Here is a 21,426-nt window from a genome sequence, read left to right as displayed (position 1 = left end):
TTATATTTTTTTAAATTTTCCTGTTATTTGAAGTTTGAAGTCTTCTATTTCAAAATTTTTAATTTTTTTCTGTTTAAAATATTCTTTCACAAGAACATCTAATTGCTCGTCTTCATAGTCTTCAATTCTATCGGTGTCAATACAATATAAGTGATGGTGATGTTCTAACATTGCATCATATCGCATAACATCCTTCTCGCTTTTCACCTTTTTTAAAAGACCAGTATCAACAAACACATTGAGTACTTTGTAAACTGTTCCTACAGAAATACTGGGATAATCTGTCTTGATTAAATCTACAATATTTTCTGCAGTAGGATGATTTTTCAAATTCACCACAGCATTATAAATGGCTATCCGTTGAGGAGTCACCTTTAGTCCCTTTTCTTTCAATTTTTCTTGAATAGAAATCATTTACTCTCAATCATTAAATGATAATAATTGTACAAAGATAATCATTATCCTTTAGAAAGAGAATATTTTAGATGGATTTTGATGATATTGCCTTGATGCCTTGCAGCTAACTCGTATATTCGCACATATAGGTACATATGTGGTGTAAATAATTTTTGAACAATTTAGTTTAAATAAAGCGGGTATTTTGTTGATAATTAAGAATATAAGAAAATAAAGCCTTTGGGAAATTCAAAAACAATCCCAAATAACAAACCTTTTTTCTTCTTTTTTACTCAAAATAAGAAAGTCAAGTGATTTTATACTTGTATGACAAATCTTCGTAACAATCGAAATTGGATAAAATGCAGTATTTGACCGACCAAATACCTAAATCTACTGAGAATCAGGAAGTCTGGAAGGGGAAGTAATGAGGTTTCAAAATGATGGTAAAAATCCGCAACTATCATCGGATAAGGCATCAATAACGAACTGCCGAGTACAGCCTGCCCCGATGAATAATTAGGAAGACTCGTACGCTTGCCTGCTCCGAAGAAACGAAGTGTAATCGGAGGTGGTGTGAGAGGTACTACCGTAGGAAAACCGCTTACGGGCTACCTATTCGATTGTGTGCTGGCTATTTTAGCATTGCCATAGAAATTTTGCAGTTTTTCCATCTTTGCAGTCAAATAAATAAGCAACTCCAGCTCCACCAAAATTCATCGCTGTTCTATGATCAGGTCCTTCTTCTAATTGAGCCACAAATCTCATAGGTTTTTTACAGCAGTCACAGTCTGGCGTTTCATCTCCTTGAATCCAACTTGGTTCGCCGTACAATTGTCCCAAAACATCTCTTTTATTTCCTTTCCAATTTTCTATGGCACTGTCATAATCAATATCTTCGGTTTCAACTAAAGTTACTCCATACTCTGTTTCTCTTATTGATAGTTCAACATTAGTAGGTTTAAAAAACTCAAGATTTTTTTCGTCAATAATAATAGCTTTGTTTCCACCATCTTCTGCATCCCATTCATCACACATTCCAGGGTCATTATTGCACATGAAAATTAATTCGATTCCAATGTCTGTTTTAATCTTTCCTTGATATTGCATTTCAGCCTCACAAGTTCCACATTTAGGCCATTCAATAATTTTATCAATTTCTTTAACAGGAAGTCCACCAAAACTGGTTTCTTCAAGTATGTTACTTTTTGAATTGTCGTTAATTAATAGTCTTATCATATTTTCTATTATACGTTACGGTTGTATTAGCTTGCACACAACTCGTCAATATGTATCGAAAGTGATTTTTAAACAATTTAGTTGATATTTGTTGGGTACTTTTTTGACAATCAAAAATATCTGCAAATTGAAGCTCATAAAAACTTTAAATAGTTGATATTTCTATATCTTAAAAACCCCACACCCCAAAAATCCAAAAACAACTCAAAATAACAAAGCCTTTCCCCCTCTTTTTTCCTCAAAATAAGAAAGTTACCCCAAATTCTACATCCCCTGCAAATGCCCCAAAGCCATACCCGCAAAAGTCAGTGCCAAAAAGAACCCAAGCATATCCGTAATCGTGGTTAAAATTGGGCCAGAAGCCAATGCGGGGTCAATGTTGAATCCTTTGAGCAAAAGAGGCACTGTTCCGCCTATCGAAACAGCAAACAAAGTGTTCAAGGTCAAGGCTGAACCAACTACAAGCCCTAAATAAACATTCCCTTTCCAAATAAAAGCCGCCAAACCTATGAGGATTCCCAACACTACTCCATTGATGATGCCAACCGAAATTTCTTGGCGCAAAACACGAAACACTTCCCCCGGTGTGACCGCCCCAATAGACAACTCCCGCATACTCACCGCAACTGCTTGATTGCCAGAACAACCACTCATATCCGAAATAATCGGCAAAAAGACAGCCATTGCAATCACAGAACTCAACACATCCTGATTATAGGCAATGACACTTGCTGCCACAATATTCAGCAAAATGTTAACCGACAGCCAAGACAAGCGTCGCCTTGCCCTCAAAAGAACGGGCATCGTCCGAAGCTCTTCTCCTCCCACGATACCTTGACTTTCCAAGTGCTCCTGCGTGACCCGTTCTGTTTGCGCCTCCAAAATATCCTTTCGCAAAATAACACCCACTAATTTTTGGTCATCATCGACTACTGGAACGCCAAACAATTCGTTCTTGTGAAAAAAGTCAATCAATTCATCCAGCGTAACCAAATGGTTTACATACAACACATCTTTGATTTTGATATCAGACAAAGGAGCATCTGCTTGTCCAAGCAGCAAATCCTGCATTTGTAAAACGCCTTTCAGCCTTGTATCCAAACCCGTCACAAAAATATATTTCAGTTGATAGTATTGGTATTTTTCGGCATTGAAGCGGAGATCTTCGGTTACTTGTTCGATGGTTTGGTTTTCAAAAAATGAAAAATATTCGGTGTGCATCATCCCGCCCGCCGTATCGTATTCATAGTTGAGTAGCCGCCTCACAGAAGCCGCCTCTTCGGGCTTCATCTTATTCAAAATGGCCTGAGCATCGTCATCATCCAGTTCCATGATAAGGTCTGTTTGATCGTCACTTTCCATTTCGTTCAGAATGGCAGCCGCATCTTCGATTTCCATATCTTCAATGATTCCAACTGCCTGTGCTTCTGGGATTTCTTCCATCACTTCCGCCGCATCTTCGGGAGACAAAAGTGTGAAAAGCTGCATTTGGTCATTTCGGCTCAAATGACCAATTAGGTGAACAACTTCCTTTGAAGGAAGGTCTTCCATTATTTGGGCAAGTGATTCAGCATCATGCTGTTCCACCAGTTGAAGCACTTTTTTTCTAACCTCGTATGTAGATGATTCTTGCGGCATTTTTTACTGTTTTTTTGAAGTTTTACGGTTCTTTCACAATTTCTTTGCGCTCAAAGGCATCAATAAAAGAATTGGGTGTTGAATTCCAAATTTTTACTCCTTTTGTTTTTGCATATTTGTTGAGGATAAAATAACCTTTGAAGGCCAGCATAAATTTCTCCAATACCTCGTACAGTTTGCGCTTACCAGTCGCTTTACGCATCGGTTTCGGTACGGAGGTCGTATCGTCGTAGAAGTGTTTTTGGTTGATAAGCACCTCGTTTTGGTCATTGACCGAAATTTCGGGCAGCCAAGAATGGTCAGACCCAACGAGATAAATGTTTTGGTAGTGCATGTTGATGGTCAGCCAAATAGAAGGCAAAAGTACATTGTGAGGGCGAGGCATTCCGAGGCGGTGTTTGAAGAGAAAATGATTAATAGAAGTACAACCTTCAACGGGAGTTCGATTGAAGTATTGGATGTGGATATTGGGTTTGTTTTTGAAAAGTTCCTTCCATGCCTTCGATTTTTTGGCTTCCCACGGAATGAGGATGGTCATTTCCCAGTCGGTTTTTGCTTCAATGTTTTCAAAGAGTTGGGTGCGCTTTTGCAGAATCGTAGATATATCTTCAAACTCTTCCACCCAATATTCAGGTGCTATCAATACACAATAGTTGGGCTTCAATCGTTCGTAAAAATCGGTATTGGCGAAGTAATTGACGCAAAATAGGTCGTATTTTTCTTTGTCAAACGCATCGGGATTTTGGCGCAAGCTGTCTTTTAGAGAAGGCCCATTGGCGAGGATGATGCAATTTTGCTTACTTTTGGGCGGCATCGGAGAGCGAAATTTGGACTGTATCACCACTTTGGCGAGGGATAAAAAACTTTGTGCTGTGTGTTCCAAAAAAAGTTGTATGTTGGATTTCATTCGCTTTGTTTGCTATTCGGTTGAGGCTGCAAAATAGCAAAGTCGAAGGCACTATCAAAAGATTTGCAGACAATGAATGAACAGATAATGGCTGAAAGTGTAATAAAGAGAAATCTAAACATTCTATAAATTTTACATGGGAACAATCAAAAAGCAAAGTATTTTTTCTGCAATCTATGTTTACATAGGCATTTTCATTGGCTATATCAATGTCACCTTACTCTATCCCACCATTTTAGGTTCGGAGGGTTTTGGATTCACACGATTTCTTATTTCTACGGGAGCGATTTTGGGTGTATTTGCACAGTTGGGATTGTCGGGGATTGTTATTCGTTTTTTTCCATTCTTTGAAGACAAAGAAGGTAAACACAATGGTTTTTTGGGATTGTCTTTTTTAGTCCCTTTGGTTGGAGTGGCATTGGTGAGTTTGTTCATTGTGATTTTCAAAGACTGGGTAATTGAGCGTTTTCATCAGCCCGAAAGCCTCGATTTGATCACCCGTTATTATTTGCTATTGATTCCCGCCTTTGTGTTCACGGTCTATTACGGCATCATTGAAGCCTACTCGACCTCCTTACTCAAAGCGGCTGTGCCCTTCTTCTTTAGAGAAGTATTCAGTCGAGTTTATAGTTTTGGCTTGTTGGTCGTGTATTTTTTGGAGTGGGTTAGTTTTGAGCAGTTTATGTTATTGTTTGTTTTAGAAGGAGGATTTCGGACGATAGGAATGATGGTGTATTTGAAATGGTTGGGGCAGTTGTCCTTCAAAATAGACTGGAACGTGTTCCGAAAACCCATTTTCAAGGAAATGATGGAATATGGTTTTTACACCATGCTTTCGAGAGGTAGTGTATTTATTATCAGTGGTTTGGATGTCATTATGATTTCTACCTTTTTGGGTTTTCAATACACAGGTATTTACTTTGCTTTTTTGGCAGCAACTCGATTGATTACCGTTCCTGCGTCTTCCATTACCAATATTGCAGCTCCTTTGGTAGCGAAAGCTTGGAAGGAAGACGACATGACTTTGATTCAAAATTTGTACGAAAAAACGGCTATTACTCAGCTTGTTGCAGGACTTTTGTTGTTCATAGGATTGTGGGCGAATTTGGATAACTTCATCTTTTTATTGGAACGTTCGGGCGAAAGTTTTGCAGTGGGGAAATACGTTGCCGTTTTTATCGGAATTGGCAATCTCTTCAATGTCATGACGGGCATCAATGGGGCGATTATCATCAACTCCAAACTCTATCGTTGGGATATGGTGTTTGTGGTCTTGTTGGTTGTTTTAACCTATTTCACCAACTATTTTTTGATTCCGATATATGGCGTTGTTGGAGCAGCATTGGCAACCATGATTACGGTAGTCTTATACAATGGAATCAAACTCATTTTTGTGTGGAAAAACTTTGACATGCAGCCATTTACCAAAAAAACTTGGATTACTTTGCTGATTGGTGGACTAATCTTGTTGCTCAATTTTCAACTACCTTATGCGGGCGATTTTTTGGTGAATTGGACAAACAATTCGTTGCTTTGGATGTTGGGTGATTTGGTGTATCGTTCTGCAATTATTACGGTGTTGTACGGTTCGGCGGTCTTGTACTTCAATGTTTCGGAGGATATGACGGTAATGGTGGGCAATATTTATCGAAAGACGGTGGGGAGGATTTTGAGGAGGTGAGTTGAAGGACTGAAAGAATTTGAAATCAAGTGGTACTGAATTAAGGAATCTCAATAAAATAATTTCCTGATTTAGACTTTTGACATTTTGCTTCAAAGGTTCTCTATTGCAATGAAAATCAATATTTTTCAAAGAGTAAACTTCAAAAGTTTCCACCTCAAATGTGATATTTATTTTGTTGGCAATCCTAATAGAAAAACACATATAATGCTAAAAATCGCCTACTCACCAATTTACGCACATCCACTTCCAAAAAACCACCGTTTTCCGATGGCGAAATACGAGTTACTCCCACAACAGTTGCTCTATGAAGGCACAATTACCCAAGAAAACCTATTCACTCCCAAACCCTTAGCCGAACAATACATCCTCAATACCCATTGTGCTGATTATTGGCAAAAACTGCAAAACCTCGAATTGACCCGACAAGAAGAGCGGCGAACGGGTTTTCCGCTTTCAGCCGAATTGGTGCTGCGAGAAATCACCATCGCCCAAGGCACGATTGATGCCGCACTATTTGCCTTGCAGCATGGCGCAGCGATGAACATTGCAGGAGGTACACACCATGCGTTCACGAATAGGGGAGAAGGTTTCTGTTTGTTGAACGATCAAGCCATTGCAGCCAATTATTTGCTAGAAAAGCAGTTGGCGCATCAAATATTGATAGTGGATTTAGACGTACATCAAGGCAATGGCACAGCCGAAATTTTCCGAAACAATCCCAATGTATTCACTTTCAGTATGCACGGCGCAAAAAACTATCCACTCCGAAAAGAACCTTCGGATTTAGACATTGGATTGGAAGATGGTACGACAGATAAATCCTATTTGGCGATACTTTTCGATACACTCCACCGTCTAATCAATGAGGTTTCACCAGATTTTGTATTTTATCAGTCAGGCGTAGATGTCTTACAAACCGATAAATTGGGGCGTTTGGGGCTGACCATTGAAGGTTGCAAACGCCGGGATGAAATTGTATTGGCTGCCTGCAAAAACAATCACTTGCCTGTGGCTGTTAGTATGGGCGGTGGGTATTCCGCTCGCTTGTCGGACATCATTGAAGCCCATGCAAACACTTACCGAATGACTCAGAAATTGTACTTTTAACACTTTTTTTTCAGAAAATCACAAACATTCTTACAGATAACTTGTTACCTACACGCATTTCAAACAGACGAAAAATCAGGCAGTTGTGTATTGCCAGTTATCTCTTCACTCCAAAAAAGAGTCTAATTTTCAGCACCCTAATTTAGCCGAATAATTATTTTCTTTTTTATATTTTTTTTCATTCTAAAAAAAATAATCACATGAAATCAAGTAATTTGATATTAAATGGAAATGGACAAAACGCCCACTCCAACGGACACAGTTTGTACGGCAAATCCGTTAATGGCAATTGTCAATGTGAACATCCAAACGACGAAAAACACGATGAAGCTGAAAACGACCTTATTGGAGACAATCATATTTTCACTTCCCTGAATACTCCTTTGCGAGCAGATGCTTTTGAAATGGACGACACAGAAAAAATTGCGAAAATCGAAGAACATTTCAAGGTAATCATGGAAACCTTGGGCTTGGATTTGACAGATGACAGCTTGAAAGGTACGCCCCGAAGGGTCGCCAAAATGTATGTCAAAGAGATATTCAGCGGTTTGAATCCTGCTAACAAACCAGCCTACACCCTTTTCGACAACAAGTATCAGTACAATGAAATGCTCATAGAGCGTGACATTACTTTTCACTCCAACTGTGAGCACCATTTTGTACCAATCATCGGCAAGGCGCACATAGCCTATATTCCTGGTGAAAAAGTAGTGGGTTTGTCTAAGTTGAATAGAATTGTGCAGTATTTTGCCAAGCGTCCACAGGTACAAGAGCGATTGACTATGCAGATAGCCAACGAATTGCGAGAAGTATTGCAGACCGAAGATGTGGCGGTGCTTTTGGAGGCAGATCACGCGTGTGTGATTACGAGAGGTGTTGGTGATGTGAATAGCAGCACGGTGACATCTAAGTTTTACGGAAAATTTGAAGAAGAAGCAACTCGTAGAGAGTTTTTGCAGCTGATTCGGAAAGTATAGGTATTGAAGTTCAGTAGTAGAATTTCATAAAAAAAGGCACTCAGTTATTTTCACTGAGTGCCTTTTTTATGAGATAAGGAATCACTTTAATTGCAAGCTTCTCCCTTCAATAAATATCCGTCTTTCGTTGTGGTAAAGCTAAAGCCAAATATCAACTCCATATCCTTCAATAATACTTCTAAAGATTGGTTATCAAGTTCATAGTTCAATTTGCAGTTGGCGATTGGACTGCCTTCGGCGATTTGAATATTTTTACCAAAATGTCGCTTGATGGCGGGCAGTACCTTTGATAGAGGTTGGTCTTCAAATTTCAAAACCCCTGTCTTCCATGACAAAAAGTTGGGGTCATTGTTGATGGTTTTGCTTACTTTATTGTTTTCAAAAATACCTTTCTCACTCTTTTCCAGATAAACCTTGTTGCCATCGCCTTCCTTATTGTAGAATTGGACTTTACCACTTTCTACGGTTACTTCGATGTGTGCTGCATCTCTACTGTTCACATTGAAGGAAGTTCCCAAAACTTTCACATTGGTATTGCCGGCTTCAATGACAAAAGGTTTTGCAGGGTTTGGGTTTACTTCAAAAAAAGCTTCTCCTGTGAGCAATACGTTTCGGCTATCTGTTGGAAAAGTAGTCGGATACTTCAAAGTGCTGTTTTGATTCAACCAAACCGTTGATCCATCAGAAAGATTGACCTTCAATAAATTATCTGAACTTTCTGCTATTTTGTAAATAGGTGATGGATTGGTAATTGTGAAATAATTTTGGTAAAAAATCAATCCTACCATGAAGAAAACCAATATAACTGCTGCTATTTGAAGAAGAGGGCGGTATTTTGATATTGAGGTTTGTTCTTTTTGCAGTGGAATCCGTTTGATGGTTTGCTTAAGTGTATTTTGGTTCTCGACTTCAATAGTTTTCTGAACCTTTTTCCAAGCTGCGTTTGTGTCAAAAGTCTGATAGCCTTTGAGTTGGTCACTCATCTCCCACAGCTTTTTCAATTGCATAAACTCTTTCTTATTGGCATCTGCTTCGTTGATCCAATCCTCGACAGCAGCCATTTCTGCTTGTGAGGCAGTTTGATTTAAGTATTTAAGTATGATTAGTTCGTCCATGACCAAAATAAAATCTTGCTATTTGATACACTTAAAGGATGCACGAAAATAACTTTACCCCTATTCGTGAAATGAAATCTTAGTAGGAGCATTGGTAGAAAGCAAACAGGTATTCAAAACTCCAATCCGTATGTAATGAATGGCAATCTCGGCAATAAATTGACTTCATAAAGACCCAATATTTTAGGATCTTCTGTTGAACCACCTGTATTGCTAATGCTTTCGAATTCGTTGATATAAGCAGGGTTTTCACGATTGTATATATTGTAAAAACCTGCTTTTAATGTTCCTTTTGCCCATTTGTTTTTGAAGAAAGAATGTTGCCAATTGATAGATAAATCCAATCTATGATAAGGCGGTAGTCGGTAATTGTTTCGCTCCAAATTGCTATCAAAATGCTCATTTGGGGTCGTAGTTTTGCTACTACTACCTGTGGCAAATTGACTATTTGTTTCATCAAACGACAGCGTTGTGACATTTCCTGTGGCAAAAACCCACACACAACCCAAGCTCAATTGTGGGGATACTTGTTGGGTCAATGCCATGCTGATGTCGTGTCGCCGGTCGTATTCATACGGAAAACGTTCACCCTCGTTGATGCCATCAAATTGTCTATCAGTTTTAGAAAGCGTATAGCCAATCCATCCCGTTGTATTGCCGATTTTTCGTTCCAACAACAATTCCAATCCATACGCCCTGCCATTGCCTCGCTCCAACTCATGTTCCCAATTCGGTAGTTCTTGGTGCATCCATAGATTGGGATTGTGGCGGAAGTCGAGTAGGTTTTCAAATTTTTTGTAATAACTTTCTATACTCAAATCAAAAAGTTCGGGAAAACGATGTACATATCCGACTGCAAATTGATTGGAATGTTTGGGGCGAAGTTCGCTTGTACTTGGAATCCATAAATCAGAAGGCAGACCCAGCCATGGTGTGTGTACCATATGTACAAATTGGGTCATGCGTGCAAAAGAAGCTTTTAGCGCAGAATATTCTCCCAACAAGTAACGGGCGGAAAGACGGGGTTGAGGAGAAACATAGTGCGTATTATCCGATATGAAACCAGCCAAATGGATTCCTGCATTGAGGCTAAAAGTTTCACTGACTTGTATATTGTCTTCAAAATATGCGTAGTAATCGTCGGCAGGAATTCTTTTTAGTCCAACATCTTCGGTAAATTCAAATTCGTGGTCTTGATTGTCTCGAAAACGTGCAATTGCAGGAGTAAATATGTGATGGGTATAACCGATACCCCACTTCAAATGATTTTTGGGAGTAGGGTAGTAGTCGAAATCAGCTTTCAGACTCAAGTCTCTAATATTGGAAGTGGCTCTCAAACCTATATCCGCCACATAGCTATTGTTGTATTCAAGGGTATTGGATACATAATGATTCGTAAAACCATAATTGTAGTTACTGTAATTGATAGTAAAGTTGGAAAACAACTTGGCGTTGATAATGCTGTTCCAACGAAGAGCTGCCAGTTTATTGCCCCAACTCAAATCCGTTTTCCAGAATGGCTGAATGGCGTGATAGATTCCATAAGTATCTTCTACGCCGAGATGTGGACTTGCTTCTGTATAAAATTTATCTTCTCCCAAATACCCACTAAAAAACAACTGATTGGTAGCCGAAAATTGATGATTAGCTTTCAGCGACATATCGTAAAATCCATATTCTATATGGGTATCCGCTCCTGTATTTATCAGCGTTTTTGCAAGTTTGTTGTTCATCAAACTACCTCTAGTCGATAGGTGAAATGAGGATTTCCCTTTCGCAATGGGCCCTTCTACGCTTGCCTTTACAGAGAATAGCCCTAAGGTTACTCCGCCGTGAACCTCTTGATTGTTGCCTTCCTTCAATCGAACATCTAAGATTGAAGACAGTCGCCCACCGTATCGGGCGGGAAATCCACCTTTTATCAGTTCAACACTATTGATGGCATCTCCATCGAAAATAGAAACGAAACCAAATAAGTGGTTGGTATTGTAAATGGTTATGCCATCCAAAAGCATCAAGTTTTGGTCGGGACTACCTCCACGCACATACAAACCGCTTGCTGTTTCATTGACAGATTGAACTCCTGGCAACAACTGAATAGATTTGATGACATCAGCTTCACCCATCAATACGGGCAATTCTTTTATTTTTTTTACATACAACTTGTTGCTGCTCATTTGGTCCAGCTCTTGGATATGCTCACTTTCAGAAGCTTCTACGACTACTTCTTCCAGCTCGGTATTGCTTGCCAAAAAAATGTCTTGTTGAACATCTTTTTGTAAGTTGATTTGCAGGAGAGTAGTTGCATAGCCTACATACGATACCATTAAGCTTGGGCTTTGAGCAGCAAGCGTAAGGCTATAAAAACCATAGACATTGGTGCTTGTTCCTTTCTTACTCACAGGTTCATAAACCGTTGCACCAATCAATGCCTCACCGCTTTCAGTGTCTTTGATGTAGCCACTAATGGTATATTTTGCAGTAGGTATAGAGGGAATTTGTTTTGTTATACGTTCCGTTTCTGAAGAATTTTTTTCTTTTTTTCGCTGAGAAACTAGTAATATTTTGCGTTTTCGCTCTACAATACGAATCGGTACATAAGCGATAATTCTTTGAAGGTAATCACCCAATGTCTGTTCATTACCCGTTAGTTGTATTGTTTTTTGAAGAGGAATTTGATTGGAGCTATAAGCAATAGATACATCAGATTTTTTGCTTATTAAATCCAAAACTTGCTGAATACTACCTTCTTTTATCTGCAATTTTACCTTGCGTGATAACAAATTACTTTCTTGCGCCCACAATAGATTGGTGAGGAATAGCAAGAAAAATAATAGATAAGTTATATTCTTCAATTGTGCACGCAATATTTTTAGAGCTTTACTCATTTGATTCTCTACGGTTTTAACAGAAATGCTCAAATCGTCTGCAATTTCTTTGTAAGTTAAACCACTTAATTTACTCAATTTGAAGATTTGCTGACATTTAGGCGGCAATATTTGAATAGCTTGCAGTATTTTTTCCTTCAATAAGAGTTGTTCTTCGGCATCCTGCACGTCTTCTGTATAACTAGTAACATTGCTTTGTTGAACATGTTCGGCGTAGTTAGATTTATATTGTTGACGACGCAAGACCATTAAAGCGTTGTTTTTGGTGGCAGTAAAAAGATAACTTGATAGTTTATTGGTTATTTCCAGTTCATTGCGTTTTTTCCATAATTTGATAAAAACAGCCTGTACCACATCTTCTGCCTCATCTCTGTCTTTGACAAACTGATATGCAAAATTGCAAAGCGGCTGATAAAAGTTTTCAAACGCTTGTTGATATTCTTGTATGGTTTGTGGTACTTGATTCAATGTTTATTCTGTTCAAAACAATTTTTTCTGTATTGCAATCCTTTTTTATGCTACTCAAAAGGAGCCAAGTATGTAAATTCTCGGACCTTGCTTATCGTACTGTCATATAGATGATAACTGCCTCTAAAAAACGTATTGAAGGCTTGATTTGTTGATAAAGCTCTATGCTCTATCAACAAGATTAAGGTTGAATGATAAGTACGAATATTTTTTGAATGGTTAAAAATAGAAAATATCACACTCTTTATACGGGTGTATAAGAAAAATAAGTACATACCAATACCAAAAAGGGAGTGAAGACTGTCTTCACTCCCTTTCGAATAGCCATTATTTTACCATTAATTAGAAGGTTTGAATGAGTGGGTGAGTAACTCCAAATACTGCCGGTACCTACTGGCATCTAAGTAGTCTATAATTTCATCTGTGTTTTCTACAAAACTCGACAAGTTTTTTGGAGTCACTCTTTTCAGGTTGGTGTTTACTTCTTCGTGTGGAATGTCTAAAAAACTGGTCACAATTTCGGTTGTGGCAGCTTGTTGTTCAGGAGTATTAAGATCCTGCTCATAAATGATGTGGAGGTGAGGCAATAACTCAAGCATTTTTTTTTCATACACCTTCAATTCTTCAATTCCATCCATCCAATTTTTGAGTACTACGGGATCTATCGTCATTTTTGTGGCATTTATGTTTTGCCCTTTTTTGACATGCCATTGATCTCGGTGATAGGCATACATAACGGATAGTGCTTGACGAAGAATATTTTTTCGTTCTAAGTATATTATTTGAAATTTATTATCTACTAAATCTTGTAAAAATATCTCTTTTTCTTTAATCGAAGTCTGAACATTTTTGAGCTGATAAGATAAGAGCTTGAAGCCAAAAACGGGGTTTTTAGATATTTGGCTGCATCGGTTGATGTATGCAGCAGGATAGAGCATTTTCCGCCTCAATATTTCTCCCTCGCATTGTATTTGTGAATGACTGTCTAATAATTTAACTAAAAGTGTACTGCCTGCTCTACCACTACTAAACAATACAAATTTCTTATCTGGCAATTGTTTTTCCATAAAAGGATAGGAGAGAAGGTTTGAGAGTTCTACGCCATATCCTAATAATGAATGGTTTATAAATTGCGTTAGCTTATTTCGGTTCATAAACGGTATTATTCGTAGATTGAATAAATGCTGAATAGTGAAATATTGGGTGGGATGAGATATTGATAAAATGGCGGGCTATTGAAGTAAGTACAATAATCGTGCAAAATATACACCGTTTTTTAACTTGATTAAATAAAATAATTGATTTATGCAATAAATATTTTCATTGTAATTTCGATTAAAATATTAATGTTTTGTATTAAAAATAGATTATCAAGAGTTTGTTAGTGCTAAAAATGGAATGTTGTATTTACAAATGTAAATGAATTGCAAAAAGAAGTAGTTTAATAACATTGGAAGATGAATAAATGTAAGTCAAGATTCCAGTAGCTTACAATATTATGACAAAAGTGGCATGGTATTGGAAAAGTTTAGATTGTAATAGTTCTGTATAATGTACCACTTCAAAATAAATAAAGATACATAGATTGACTTTTGAAGAGGTGCTATTATAATTCACTCTAATCTTTTAAATAATTTAACTATGGCTATGTTAAAGAAACTGAAAAGTTTAAATCAAAAAGTTGTTCTTACCAAAAAAGAAACCAACTACGTAAAAGGCGGTAGATGGGTCGACAGTGAAAAAGGCAAAAGCCACGGATGTCCTCCTCCATTCGACGAACAATAATGTTTGTTGTAATTATTTGTGGTTTTTTACTCTTTTATTTTTTTACTTCAAAAATTTCGACTCATGAAAAAATTTAACAAACTGACCGAATTAAAGTCAGTAAAAGTTCTCACAACAGACAAAGCAGGCTCTTTCAAAGGTGGCGGCGGTACAGGAAATGGCAATGGTTATCCACCTCCATTTGGTGAAGAAACAATCCCTCCATTACCTCCATTACCTCCATTACCACCGATTGTATAAGACGAAGACTCGCTAATTTGAAAGGTAATTTTCTTAGCAATTCATAAAAATACCATCTCTGTTTTTTGGATGAGAATTTGAAGTGAATGTTGAGATTTTCTCAAATTTTTAAATTTTTATATCATGCATATATTTAGCAAGTTAAGAGCCTCATTGAATAAATACTTACTTACCCAAAATGAATCCCAGTATATCAAAGGTGGCTTGTTGGTCGATCCGCTTAAAGGTAAGAGTTATGGATGTCCTCCTCCTTTTGACGAAGAATGATATTCCTAAGTATTTAATTTGTAGTCTATTTTAATTACATGTTTATTTTAAAAATTTCGACTCATGAAGGAATCTAATAAATTAAAAAATATCGAATCTGTGAGTGTTATCACAGTTGAGGACGCTCAGTCGTTTAAAGGCGGTGGCGGTACTGGAAACGGTAACGGTTACCCCCCTCCATTTGGTGAAGAAAACTCATGTCTTTCTCAGCTTATTAAGACAATTCTTGGCCTTTTAGGATTGTAAAATCCTAAAATAATATAAAAAATGCCATCTTGGCGTAAGGTGGCATTTTAAATTAATAATTCATTCTAATTTCATAAAACATACATATTATGTTCACATTCAAAAAAATAAAAATTGCATTAAACAAGTATTTGCTTACCAAAAAAGAAACTAACTTTATCAAAGGTGGTTTTTGGGTTGATCGAGAAAAAGGTAAGAGTCACGGATGTCCTCCTCCTTTTGGAGAAGAGTGATTCCCGCAGAAATGGATTGTAATTTTTCTTATTTTCTTATTTTTTTCAAAAATTAAACTCATGAACAAATTTAGTAATTTTAAAAATATCGCTTCTGTGAGCGTTATCACAGCAGATAAAGCACGTTCTTTTAAAGGCGGTGGCGGTACTGGCAACGGTAATGGTTATCCACCTCCATTTGGTGAAGAAACTGGTCTTCCGCCATATACCGGCGGTAACGGTAACGGTAACGGTAACGGTAACGGTAACGGTAACGGTAATACACCATAACATCAATCGTTAGGCGATATATAAAAATGTCACCTTTAGCTAAAGGTGACATTTCTTTAACAATAATTTCATCCCACTCGCTACAATTTATTTCTATTGCTATGAAAACTATAAGGCTAAACCAAATTGTATTCAAACTTCTAAGTGGTTTTTTATTTTTTGCATCTATGCACTGTCAGGCTACAAATGTGGATAGCTTATGTAGGCAGGTAGAAATATTTGAAGGCACGAGGAACTACCAAGTACTATCGCAGACCTACGCAGAGATAGGAGATTTTTATTTTAAGGATAAAGACTATGAATATGCGCTAATCAATTATAAAAATGCCTTGGAAAATATGCGAAAAGCAGGGCAAAAAAACATTGAATTGTATTTTCATTTAGGTAGAACGTACCACAGAATGAACCAGTTTGACGATGCATTGGACAACTACTTTATGTTTTTGGAGCATAAAGGAGAAAAAATTGACTTAGAAAAGAAGGTAAATGCATTGGGGAGTGTCGCCAAAATTTACCAAGAAATGGGTAATTTCAAATTGGCCTACAATTACCGACTGCAAGCACTTCAAATTTATGAAGAAATACCTGATTCTCTTGGGATTGCAAGGTCTGTTTACGAAATAGGAAACATCTATTTCTATCAATTTCGATTTGAAAGCGCACTCGAATATTTTACCAGAACTTTGATAATTGCAGAAAAAATAGGCAATGAAACGGCCATTTATGCCAGTTTGGGAGCAATTGGAAGTACTTACGAGCGATTGGATAAAATTGAAGAGTCGTTGGAATACAATCTAAAAGCCTTGAAATTGGCAGAAGAAATGGACTATGTGACAGGTATTGCTTATGCTACCCAAAATGTTGGATCTAATTATTTCAATATCGGAAAATGTGATTTAGCCCTTCAATACCTCAACAAATCTTGGGAATTGAAGAGTGAATTGGGTGACAAATGGGGTGAAGTAGAAAGCCTTAGAGCCATAGGAAATGTGTATGTGGATTTGGATAAATTTTCGGTAGCCATCAATTATTTTAAAAATGCGCTATCGATTGCCCATTCTATTGGTTCTCGACCTCGAATCATTGAAGTATATGAATCTATGGGGGAAGCATATCGGCGAAATGGCGACATCTCGAACGCCTACAAATACCAAACTGCATACCTCAATTTGAAAGATTCTCTACTGAATGAGAACACATTGCAGGAAATGAATCAGGCGAAAATCAACTACGAAATGTATAAAAAAGAGCGTGAAATTGGCTTGTTGAAGAAAGAAAATGAACTTTTGCAAAAACAACAAGAGATTCGCTTTTACCAAAATGCCTCTCTTATGGGAATGGCATTTTTTACCATTTTCACTACTGCTTTGTTTTTATACTATCGAAAACTACGTCAATACAATGAGATGCTGAAAACCAAAAGTGAACAAATTCAGCAACAAAACGAAGAGCTTGAAACAATTAACCATCAGCAAATCAAACTGAACAAACTACTCGCCAATAAAAACGACCATATCCAAGAACAAAATCAGCAGCTCGAAAACTCCAACCTTGAGCTTCGACAATTTGCCTATATTGCTTCTCATGACCTCAAGGAACCGCTTAGAACCATTAGTTCTTACACCTCTCTTTTGGATAGGCGCTACAAAAAAGAACTGGACCAAGATGCCCAAGAATTTATGGGTTTTGTGACCGATGCCGTAAAAAGAATGTATGCACTCTTAGACGATCTGTTGGCTTATTCAAAAGTAGGTTCACAGCATCAAACCAAAAAATCCATAAACACCAAAGAATTGGTAGATTCGGTCATTAGCATATTGCAGCCCACGATTCACCAAAAAAATGCCAAAATTCACCTACATTTTTTGCCGACCATCAAGGCGAGTCAAGTGCAAATGCAGCAATTGTTTCAGAATCTTATCAGCAATGCCCTAAAATTTCAAGTAAAGGAGGATCCTCAGGTTTGGGTTGATTGTCAAAAGAAAGATAATTTATACGTATTCTCTATCAAAGATAACGGTATAGGAATAGAAGAAGATTATCAGCAGAAAATATTTGAAATGTTCAGAAGGCTGCATACCAAAGAGGAGTACGAAGGCACAGGAATTGGATTGGCTACTTGCAAAAAAATTGTAGAACAACACGGTGGGCAAATATGGGTCGAATCGGGTATAGGACAGGGTAGCACCTTCTTTTTTACCCTCCCTATTGACCAACCTGCAAAAAACGGCGCATCGGTGGAGAAAATGCAGATGGTATAAATATCAATTGCGGTAAAAGAAAAAACCCTGCAAAACGTACCAACGCACCAAGACTATATAAGCAGCTTTTGAAGCCTGCCCCTTCAATAAATAACCAAGACCAATCGCCCAACTTGCTCCCAATTTAAAAAGGTATTCTATCAATTTAATGGTCAATGCCAACCAATCAGGATAGAGTCTTTCCCGCTCACCAGCCCCGACTAACTGACTGACTTTGATTACACTGGCTTTCGACATTCTCGTTTCGTCAATGTTGTGGTAAGCAATCGCCTGAGGAAGATAATAAATCGCTTTCTTGCTTTTCTTCAACTGCAAAAACACAAACTTTTCATCACTGCGGTACTTCACATTCGTATTGAAGCTGCCCATCTGCTGCAATGCCGATTTTTTGAAAGACATATTGCAGCCCACAGGAAATTTCTTTTCAAAAAGATGCACTTTCTCCCCTCGATCAATCAGTGAAAAAACCCCTTCAATGTATGGACTCAACCAATTGGGAGCCATACCCGTTGGATAAGTACCCAACACTTTGCCCCCTGCTGCAACGGCATCTTTCTTCTCTTTGTAAATCTGCAAATGCTGCGCTAAAAAATCCTTATTTGCAGTCGCATCATCATCTATAAACACCACATAATCCCCCTTGCTCGCTTCAATGCCACAATTCCTTGCAAAAGACAAACCCGCCTGCGTTTCCAAACAATACTGAATATTTAGATGAGAATTGTACTTGATAAATCCCTGACTAATAGCCGCAACACTATCCGTAGAATTGTTGTCCACTATCACCACCTCATAACTATCTGCCTCCAAAGACTGCTCGGCAAGCGATTGAAGCGTTTTGAACAGGTGCTTTTCCCCGTTGTAGGTACAGACAATTGCAGAAATTTGAATCATGTATTGGTATATTGGTGATTAGTAATTGGTATGTCAAAAGTCTCATTCCACTATTAGACTTTAGACGAGGGAGCAGAGATGCGAGAAGTGGGACATTAATCAATTGATAATGAATAACTTATGATTAAACGACGAAAACAAGCAAATCATTGATTACCAAATCTTTACATCTTGCCTCCCGCTTCTCACTTCTTTCGTCCAAAGTCCAATTCCACTAAATTGACAATTGAAAGGGCCTAACCAAGACCCTATTTGTAGAAATTGTCTTGATGAATAAACAATAGGAGCGTATCGGCACAATTAAATTCAACTAATCTTCAATCACTGCCTTCTCCCGAAACCACTGCACCGCCGCTGCAATGACCAACAACAAAATCACCGTAGAAGCTGCAAAAGAAATCATACTGCCCGAATAAAAACTGTTTGGCTCAAATTTGAACTCAATCGTATGTTGTCCAGCAGGCACCTTCAATGCCCGCAAGATGTAATTCACTCGAATATGCGGCGTTTTTTCACCGTCAATATAGGCGTTCCAACCTTTGTGATCGTTGTAATAGACCTCCGAAAAAACCGCCAAATTCGGTGCGCTGCTGTTGCTCGAATACTTCAAATAATTGGGTTGATACTCCGTCAATTGGATGCTCGCCAAAGTATCGGCAGAAGCATTGAAACCTGTCAGATAATCTTCAAAACGTTTGTCCACAATTGCAGTAGTAGCAGGATTGAAGTCGGTCAACGCTGCGCTTTCCTCGTCCGCATTGTTGACCATTTGGATATTGCTCACAAACCACGCATTGCCCAAAGCCTGTGGATTGAGTTGCGGAGTAGGCTGCCCATTTTCTCCTTTTTGAATCACATATTTTGTATTGAGCATACTCATTACCTTGACATTGCCCTGCGTCAGATGTTCGTCGATTAAATCTTGGTAACGTGCCAATTTTGCGCCGTGATAACCACCGATGGATTTATGATGGTAAGAAGTCACCCCATCATTGAAAGGACTGCGGGTCATATTGAAAACCCGATAGTGAATATCAGGGTCTTGCAAAATTTGTTTGTCCGCCTCCGTTGCAGTAAAATAAGCATCTTCTTTGCGCTCGTTTACAAAATCGCTGGTGTCCAAATACCGCTTGTCAACCGTCCACAAGTCGGTCAATATCAACACACCAATTGCAGCCGCTGCCCAAGTCCATTTGATTTTTTGCACAGCAAAAAGGTAAATTGCCCCCACGCTCAACAAAATGAAAACCAAAGAACGAATCGCATCCATCCGAAGCATACTCGCTCGATCAGCCTCCAATGCCCTCACCAAATTTTCGGGATAACCACTGTCACCCGTTGCCGAAAAATCAAATAACGAACCGCCCAACAAAATGAAAAACACGAGCAATCCACCCACTATTCCAGTGCTGATTTTCAATGCTTTCACCAATTCTCCTTTCTCCATTTTTTCGGTCAAAACCTTGTGCAAAGCGAAAATACCCAACATTGGAACCGTCAATTGCACCATCACCAAAGCCATCGAAACGACCCTAAATTTGTTGTACATCGGAAAAAAGTCGAAAAATAGCATGTTGAAGGCTTCCAAGTTTTTGCCCCATGACAAGACAATAGACAAAACGGTAGCAATCACGAGCCACCACTTCAATGGCCCTTTGACCACCACACAACCCAAGACAAACAAAAAGCAGATGATTGCACCCAAATAAAACGGCCCACCTGTAAATGGTGAATCGCCCCAATACATCGGTCCGACTTCCGAACGGCTGCCCAAACTCCGCAAAGTTTTGTAGGTTTTGGAGTCTTTAGAGATTTTTTCACCCGAAGCACCTCCCGCAAATCGAGGAATCAACAAGGTCATGGTTTCCATTTTACCATAACTCCACGCAAAAGCATAGTCGGCTTCCAAACCGTCTGACGCTCCTTTTTTGGTCAATTCTGAACCGCCCCGCATCGTTTCTTTGCTGTATTCGTAGGTCGTAGCCATTCGCACATAGTCCGTTGCAGTAGCGACTACAAAGACTAAACCGATAATCACAGAGGCCTTGGCGAAATCTGCTAAAGTTTTGTTTTTCACCGCTTCAATCAAATAAACGATGCCAAAAACCAGCAAAATCAGCATCATGTAAAACGTAATCTGATAGTGCGCCGCCACAATATTGAAAGCAAAACCAACGCCTCCCAAGGCTGCACCAATCAAATACCGCCCTCTGAAAGCCAGCAGCACCCCTGCAATGACCAAGGGCATGTAAGCAATCGACATAGCTTTGATGATGTGTCCTGCTTCCAGAATCAACATATTGTAGGTCGAAAGTCCGTAAGCTATCGCCCCTGCTGCCGCCAATATGGGATGTACCCCCATCACAATCATCAAGATATAAAACGCCACCATACAAAAAAGGATGATGTTGGCAGGTTTGGGAATGACCTTCAACATGGTATTCCGAATCTTGTTGATAAAATTTCCTTTGGGCTGCATACTGATTTGATAAGCAGGCATTCCACCAAACATAGAGTTCGTCCAAAGGGCTTCCTCTCCCGTTTTGTCACGAAAATCATCTACCTCTTTTGCAGACCCTTTCCACTGCACAATATCGGACTGCACCAATATTTTGCCGCTAAGTAGAGGGCTAAAGTAAATGACCGCAACGAGGAGTAGGACACCAAAGGCGGATAAATGAGGAATGGCTGATTTGAGAAGCTGCTCTTTATTCATTACAATAATAAATTAATTCAATTGAAGCTGCAATTTACCGAATATTGCCAACAATGAAAAACAGGGAATTGAAACAATCAAAATAAAAATGAAAA

Annotated in this window: 20 protein-coding genes; 10 read left to right on the top strand and 10 right to left on the bottom strand. The window is 38.5% G+C overall.

Annotated features, from left to right (window positions below; genetic code table 11):
* The 5 genes from R3E32_09015 to R3E32_08995 all read right to left on the bottom strand — a co-directional run bounded on the left by R3E32_09015 (window position 1) and on the right by R3E32_08995 (window position 4,302).
* Window positions 1-414: a transcriptional repressor gene (locus tag R3E32_09015; protein MEZ4884851.1), complete on the bottom strand. Its 414-nt coding sequence runs from the start codon at window positions 412-414 to the stop codon at window positions 1-3.
* 621 nt (window positions 415-1,035) lie between these two features.
* Window positions 1,036-1,635: a hypothetical protein gene (locus R3E32_09010; GenBank protein MEZ4884850.1), complete on the bottom strand. Its 600-nt coding sequence runs from the start codon at window positions 1,633-1,635 to the stop codon at window positions 1,036-1,038.
* A 264-nt stretch (window positions 1,636-1,899) separates the two neighbouring features.
* Window positions 1,900-3,273 carry a magnesium transporter gene (gene mgtE / locus R3E32_09005; GenBank protein MEZ4884849.1) on the bottom strand — a complete coding sequence of 458 codons (1,374 nt, stop codon included), beginning with the start codon at window positions 3,271-3,273 and terminating at the stop codon, window positions 1,900-1,902.
* A 22-nt stretch (window positions 3,274-3,295) separates the two neighbouring features.
* Window positions 3,296-4,180, bottom strand: a complete 885-nt coding sequence (locus R3E32_09000; GenBank protein MEZ4884848.1) for a hypothetical protein — start codon at window positions 4,178-4,180, stop codon at window positions 3,296-3,298.
* Window positions 4,177-4,302: a hypothetical protein gene (locus tag R3E32_08995; protein ID MEZ4884847.1), complete on the bottom strand. Its 126-nt coding sequence runs from the start codon at window positions 4,300-4,302 to the stop codon at window positions 4,177-4,179. Before R3E32_08995 ends, R3E32_09000 begins: the two co-directional genes overlap by 4 nt.
* Window positions 4,303-4,316: 14 nt before the next feature.
* Between R3E32_08995 and R3E32_08990 the strand changes: the two genes are divergently transcribed.
* From R3E32_08990 to folE, 3 genes are all read left to right on the top strand, one after another.
* Complete coding sequence (locus R3E32_08990; protein MEZ4884846.1) at window positions 4,317-5,861, top strand: oligosaccharide flippase family protein; 1,545 nt, start codon at window positions 4,317-4,319, stop codon at window positions 5,859-5,861.
* Window positions 5,862-6,068: 207 nt separating this feature from the next.
* Window positions 6,069-6,971, top strand: coding sequence for a histone deacetylase (locus R3E32_08985; GenBank protein MEZ4884845.1), 903 nt, complete (start codon window positions 6,069-6,071; stop codon window positions 6,969-6,971).
* 200 nt (window positions 6,972-7,171) lie between these two features.
* Window positions 7,172-7,948: a GTP cyclohydrolase I FolE gene (folE, locus tag R3E32_08980; protein ID MEZ4884844.1), complete on the top strand. Its 777-nt coding sequence runs from the start codon at window positions 7,172-7,174 to the stop codon at window positions 7,946-7,948.
* An 86-nt stretch (window positions 7,949-8,034) separates the two neighbouring features.
* On the opposite strand, the gene R3E32_08975 is transcribed toward folE, so the two are convergent.
* The 3 genes from R3E32_08975 to R3E32_08965 all read right to left on the bottom strand — a co-directional run bounded on the left by R3E32_08975 (window position 8,035) and on the right by R3E32_08965 (window position 13,573).
* Entirely contained in the window at window positions 8,035-9,063 is a 1,029-nt protein-coding gene (locus R3E32_08975; GenBank protein ID MEZ4884843.1) for a FecR domain-containing protein, read from the bottom strand.
* A gap of 113 nt (window positions 9,064-9,176) precedes the next feature.
* Window positions 9,177-12,419, bottom strand: a complete 3,243-nt coding sequence (locus R3E32_08970; protein MEZ4884842.1) for an RNA polymerase sigma-70 factor — start codon at window positions 12,417-12,419, stop codon at window positions 9,177-9,179.
* Window positions 12,420-12,757: 338 nt separating this feature from the next.
* Window positions 12,758-13,573 (bottom strand): hypothetical protein, encoded by an 816-nt coding sequence (locus R3E32_08965; GenBank protein MEZ4884841.1) that lies wholly within the window; start codon window positions 13,571-13,573, stop codon window positions 12,758-12,760.
* A gap of 487 nt (window positions 13,574-14,060) precedes the next feature.
* Here R3E32_08965 and R3E32_08960 point away from each other — a divergent pair, with 487 nt between their 5' ends.
* The 7 genes from R3E32_08960 to R3E32_08930 all read left to right on the top strand — a co-directional run bounded on the left by R3E32_08960 (window position 14,061) and on the right by R3E32_08930 (window position 17,721).
* Window positions 14,061-14,204 (top strand): hypothetical protein, encoded by a 144-nt coding sequence (locus R3E32_08960; GenBank protein MEZ4884840.1) that lies wholly within the window; start codon window positions 14,061-14,063, stop codon window positions 14,202-14,204.
* A gap of 63 nt (window positions 14,205-14,267) precedes the next feature.
* Window positions 14,268-14,444 (top strand): hypothetical protein, encoded by a 177-nt coding sequence (locus tag R3E32_08955; GenBank protein ID MEZ4884839.1) that lies wholly within the window; start codon window positions 14,268-14,270, stop codon window positions 14,442-14,444.
* A 123-nt stretch (window positions 14,445-14,567) separates the two neighbouring features.
* Complete coding sequence (locus R3E32_08950) at window positions 14,568-14,711, top strand: hypothetical protein (GenBank protein ID MEZ4884838.1); 144 nt, start codon at window positions 14,568-14,570, stop codon at window positions 14,709-14,711.
* 63 nt (window positions 14,712-14,774) lie between these two features.
* Window positions 14,775-14,957, top strand: coding sequence for a hypothetical protein (locus R3E32_08945; protein MEZ4884837.1), 183 nt, complete (start codon window positions 14,775-14,777; stop codon window positions 14,955-14,957).
* 89 nt (window positions 14,958-15,046) lie between these two features.
* Window positions 15,047-15,190: a hypothetical protein gene (locus R3E32_08940; protein MEZ4884836.1), complete on the top strand. Its 144-nt coding sequence runs from the start codon at window positions 15,047-15,049 to the stop codon at window positions 15,188-15,190.
* Window positions 15,191-15,250: 60 nt separating this feature from the next.
* A complete protein-coding gene (locus R3E32_08935; GenBank protein MEZ4884835.1) occupies window positions 15,251-15,460 on the top strand; it encodes a hypothetical protein in 210 nt (69 codons plus the stop codon).
* 101 nt (window positions 15,461-15,561) lie between these two features.
* Entirely contained in the window at window positions 15,562-17,721 is a 2,160-nt protein-coding gene (locus R3E32_08930; protein MEZ4884834.1) for a tetratricopeptide repeat protein, read from the top strand.
* A gap of 3 nt (window positions 17,722-17,724) precedes the next feature.
* Here R3E32_08930 and R3E32_08925 read toward each other — a convergent pair whose 3' ends face one another.
* On the bottom strand, window positions 17,725-18,615 hold the full coding sequence (locus R3E32_08925) for a glycosyltransferase (protein ID MEZ4884833.1): 891 nt from the start codon (window positions 18,613-18,615) through the stop codon (window positions 17,725-17,727).
* A gap of 310 nt (window positions 18,616-18,925) precedes the next feature.
* Window positions 18,926-21,331: a YfhO family protein gene (locus tag R3E32_08920; protein ID MEZ4884832.1), complete on the bottom strand. Its 2,406-nt coding sequence runs from the start codon at window positions 21,329-21,331 to the stop codon at window positions 18,926-18,928.
* Between the last annotated feature and the right edge of the window lie 95 nt (window positions 21,332-21,426).

Source organism: Chitinophagales bacterium (assembly GCA_041392475.1).
GTDB lineage: Bacteria > Bacteroidota > Bacteroidia > Chitinophagales > UBA2359 > JAUHXA01.
This window is presented reverse-complemented; position numbering and strand designations above follow the sequence as displayed.